General features: G+C 71.9%; 3 protein-coding genes. 2 read left to right on the forward strand and 1 reads right to left on the reverse strand.

Annotated features, from left to right (window positions below; all coding sequences use genetic code 11):
• On the forward strand, positions 1–1,011 hold a 1,011-nt coding region (locus RH94_RS41790), incomplete at its 5' end, for a hypothetical protein (protein ID WP_234425430.1).
• 73 nt (positions 1,012–1,084) lie between these two features.
• Here RH94_RS41790 and RH94_RS01010 read toward each other — a convergent pair.
• Positions 1,085–1,633 carry a hypothetical protein gene (locus tag RH94_RS01010; protein WP_073945780.1) on the reverse strand — a complete coding sequence of 183 codons (549 nt, stop codon included), beginning with the start codon at positions 1,631–1,633 and terminating at the stop codon, positions 1,085–1,087.
• Between the two features lie 418 nt (positions 1,634–2,051).
• Here RH94_RS01010 and RH94_RS01015 point away from each other — a divergent pair.
• On the forward strand, positions 2,052–4,447 hold a 2,396-nt coding region (locus tag RH94_RS01015; RefSeq protein ID WP_073945786.1), incomplete at its 3' end, for a sensor histidine kinase.

The raw sequence follows: 4,447 nt of genomic DNA on the forward strand, positions 1-4,447 counted from the left end.
GAGGCCCGCCGGTCGCTGCGCGGCTGCGCCGCGGACCTGTCCGCGGCCGAGGCGGCCGTGCGCGAGGCGAGCGACGTCCTCGTCCGGCACGCCAACTCCACCCGCTACGAGCAAGTGCGCACCCCCGCCCGGCAGCAGATCCGCGAACTGCCCGCCTCCGCCCTGCCCGAGCACGCCCAGCGGTGGGCCGAGGCATTCGCGCCCCGACTCCGGGTCCTCACCGACGAACTGGAACAACTGGAACGCAACCGGGACTCGATCGTGGACCGGCTGCGCGGTCTCGTCGAATCGGCACTCGCCACGCTCAGGTCCGCCCAGCGCCTCTCCCGCCTGCCCGAGGGCCTCGGCGAGTGGTCCGGGCAGGAATTCCTGCGCATCCGCTTCGAGGAGCCCGACCAGGCAACGCTCACCGAGCGCCTGGGCGAGGTCGTCGACGAGGCGACCCGGGCCGCGGTGAAGAAGAACTCCGACCTGCGGCGCGACGGCATGTCCCTGCTGCTGCGCGGAGTCGCCGCGGCGCTGCAGCCCAAGGGCGTCGCCGTGGAGATCCTCAAGCCGGACGCCGTGCTGCGCGCGGAGCGCGTCCCCGTCGGGCAGATGGGCGACGTGTTCTCCGGCGGCCAGCTGCTCACCGCGGCCATCGCCCTGTACTGCACCATGGCCGCCCTGCGGTCGAACGACCGCGGCCACGACAAACACCGCCACGCCGGCACACTGTTCCTGGACAACCCCATCGGGCGCGCCAACGCCACCTATCTGCTGGAACTCCAGCGAGCGGTGTCCGACGCCCTCGGCGTCCAGCTCCTTTACACCACCGGTCTGTTCGACACGACGGCCCTGGCGGAGTTCCCGCTGGTCATCCGGTTGCGCAACGACGCCGACCTGAGGGCCGGGCTGAAGTACATCAGCGTGGAGGAGCACCTGCGCCCCGGCCTGCCGCAACAGACCCCGGCAGGGGAGGCCGTGCACAGCGAGATCACGGCGACCCGGATGTTCAAACGCCCGGCATGACCGCCGCGGGCCGGCCTCGACCCGGGCATGGCACCCGGAGGGGCCGCAGCTCGCCTGCGGCCCCCTTCCGCCCCTAGGGGTGCGACAGCCGTCCCGCGCCGCCCCGTCGGCGTATTCGCGTCCGGGCCCGCTCGGCGGCCCGCTCTTCCCGCCGCGCCCGGCGCCGCTCGCGCCGCAGGGCCCGCGCGGTACTGCTCGGCATCGAGACCACGCCGTTGCGCTGGTTCCACACCTGGCGGGTCACCCATACGTCGAGCGCCGCCCAGGTGGCCACCACTGTGCTGGCCACGCTGCTCAGGACCATCGGGAACGCCAGCCAGGACTCGGCCATGGTGCACAGGAACGCCACCACGGCCTGTATCAGCGTCACGGCGACGACGAGCACGGCCCGAACGGCCGCCTCCCGCACCGGATCGGGCATCCTGCGCCGCCGCGCGGGCTCCTCGACCCACAACGGCTTGTAGACGGGATGCTCGGCCGGTCCGTCCGCGACCACCGGGGGCCCGTGGGCCTCCTGCCCGCCGCCGGCCGCAGAAATGGCGCGATCCGGCGCCTGTGGCGCCCGTCGCGTCGGCGCCGTACCGCCGTCGACGGCTGTCCCGTGCCGCTCCGCCGTGCCCATCAACGTGTCACTCCCCACCGCCGGCAGACCGCATGCCCGGTGTCCGAAGAACCGGTTTCCCAGCTGCTGCCCGGCTTGCGCTGCTTTACGCCGCCCAGGTGCGAGGTGCGGCTCCCGTGGCCGATTCCGCCCCCATTTCCCATTGAGTAGGACGAACGAGACGTCGGGAAGATTCCCGGACGGAGAAAAAAATCGGCCAACCGTCGGGAGTAACTTCCTCGTTACGACACGCCCGCCACCACCGCGTTCCGGGCCGTCATCACCCGCAATGCCTGACAACCCGCCATCTCCCGCCAGCGATAAGGAAGTTCCGCTTCCGGACAGCTCTTCGAGTCGACTGTGTGTCGGTAGTAGGCTCGCGCCGTTTGTTGACGCACATGTGTACCCCCGGCCGGTGGGGGTCGAGCTGGGGGAGGCCATGCGCTTTCGCGGGAAGTCCATCCGCCGGAAGATCGTGGCGCTGCTTCTCGTGCCGCTGCTGTCCCTGACCGCGATCTGGGCGTTCGCCACGGTGATCACCGGACGCCAGGTGACCCGGCTGTTCGATGCCTCGTCGGTGGTGGAGAAGATCGCCTACCCCGCCGAGGACACCGTCCGCGCCCTGCAGCAGGAACGCCGCCAGACCCTCGTCCACCTCGCCGACCCCCGCGCCTCCGACGGCCTCGCCGCGCTGCGCCGCAGCCGGGCCGCCACCGACGACGCCCTGACCAGGATCCGTGCGAACGCGAAGAACCCCGATGTCCAGGACGCGTTGGACACGGACAGCGACGGACGCCTGACCGCCGCACTGGACGCCTTCGACGGCATCGACTCCCTGCGCCGCAGCGTCGAGGACGGCACCGCCGGCCGCGCCCAGGCGCTCGACCTCTACAACCGCCTGATCGACCCCTGCTACGTGCTGCTCGCCAACCTCCACGTCGTCGACGACGTCGGCCTGGACAAGGAGTACCGTGCCCTGGTCAACCTCGCCCGGGCCCGCGAACTCCTCTCCCGCGAGGACGCGTTGCTCGGCTCCTCCCTGGTCGTAGGCACTCTCACCCGCGACGAGAGCCGCCACGTCTCCGACCTCGTCGCCCAGCGCTCCATGCTGTACGAGGCCAACCTCCCGCTGCTGCCCGCCTCCGAACGCGGACGCTACGACCGCTTCTGGCAGAACGCCTCCTCCGCCCCGCTGCGCACGGCCGAACAGGCCGCCGTCTCCACCGTCTCCGGCAAACCCCGGGGCATCGGCGCGCAGAGCTGGGACACCGTCGCCGGAGATGTCCTCGACGAACTCGGCACCCTCGACGACGAGGCGAACGACCGTTTACAGGACCGTGTCCGTCCGGTCGCGATGGACGTCGTCCTTCGGGCCGCCGTCGCGGGCGTCCTCGGCTTGATCGCCGTGCTGGCCTCGCTCGTGCTGTCGGTGCGCATCGGCCGCGGCCTCATCCGCGACCTCGGGCAACTCCGCCTGGAGGCCCACGAGGCGTCCGGCGTCCGGCTGCCCAGCGTGATGCGCCGTCTGTCGGCCGGTGAGCAGGTGGACGTGGAGACCGAGGTCCCTCGGCTGGAATACGACAAGACCGAGATCGGCGAGGTCGGCCAGGCACTCAACACCCTGCAGCGGGCCGCCGTCGAGGCGGCCGTCAAACAGGCGGAACTGCGCGCCGGAGTCTCCGAGGTCTTCGTCAACCTCGCCCGCCGCAGCCAGGTTCTGCTGCACAGACAGCTCACCCTTCTCGACGCCATGGAGCGCCGGACCGAGGACACCGAGGAACTCGCCGACCTGTTCCGTCTCGACCACCTGACCACCCGGATGCGCCGACACGCCGAGGGCCTGGTGATCCTCTCCGGTGTCGCCCCGTCCCGGCAGTGGCGCAAACCTGTGCAGCTGATGGACGTCGTACGCGCCGCCGTCGCCGAGGTCGAAAACTACGAACGCATCGAGGTCCGCCGGCTGCCACGGGTCGCCGTCACCGGGCCCGCCGTCGCCGACCTCACTCATCTCGTGGCCGAACTCCTGGAGAACGCCACGGTGTTCTCCCCGCCGCACACCGCGGTCCAGGTCGTCGGCGAACGGGTCGCCAACGGCTTCACCCTGGAGATCCACGACCGGGGCCTGGGCATGACCGCCGAGGCCCTGCTGGACGCCAACCTGCGGCTGGCCGAGACACCGGAGTTCGAACTCTCCGACACCGACCGGCTCGGCCTGTTCGTGGTCAGCCGGCTCGCCCAGCGGCAGAAGGTCCGGGTCTCGCTCCAGCCGTCCCCGTACGGCGGCACCACCGCGGTCGTGTTCATCCCCGACGCCCTGCTGACCGACGACGTTCCGGACACCAACGGTGTCGGTTTCCGCCTCGACCGGGAGCGGCCCGCGCGGAAGGCCGACCGGGAGGACGGCCGCGGGGCGGCCCTCTCCCAGGCACCCGTGCGGCTTCCGGGACTGTCCGCCTCGGTCCTGGACGGGCCGGTGGAGCTGGAGGCCCCCGTCGACCTGGACGCCATCGAGGACTTCCCGGGCGTGCTCGACGAGGGGGGAGGCGAACGCGGCGGACTGTTCCGCCCGCGTCGTGTGCCGGCCCGGCAGAAGGCCGACGACGGCGTGCCCCGCCCCCTGGGAGAGGACCGACAGAGCTCCGGCCTGCGCGGCACTCCGGAGGACAGGCGCACCGGCGAGGCCCATGAGGACGAGGGCCTGGACCTCCCGGTCCCGCTGCCGCGACGCCGGACACCCAAGCTGGTCAGCTCCCACGGACGCCCGGTCACCGAGCACCGCTCCCGGCGTGAGGCGGCCGACGACAGGGACCCGGTGAGCCGTGGCCGGCCCGAACC

The organism is Streptomyces kebangsaanensis, from assembly GCF_001906585.1.
Lineage (GTDB): Bacteria > Actinomycetota > Actinomycetes > Streptomycetales > Streptomycetaceae > Streptomyces > Streptomyces kebangsaanensis.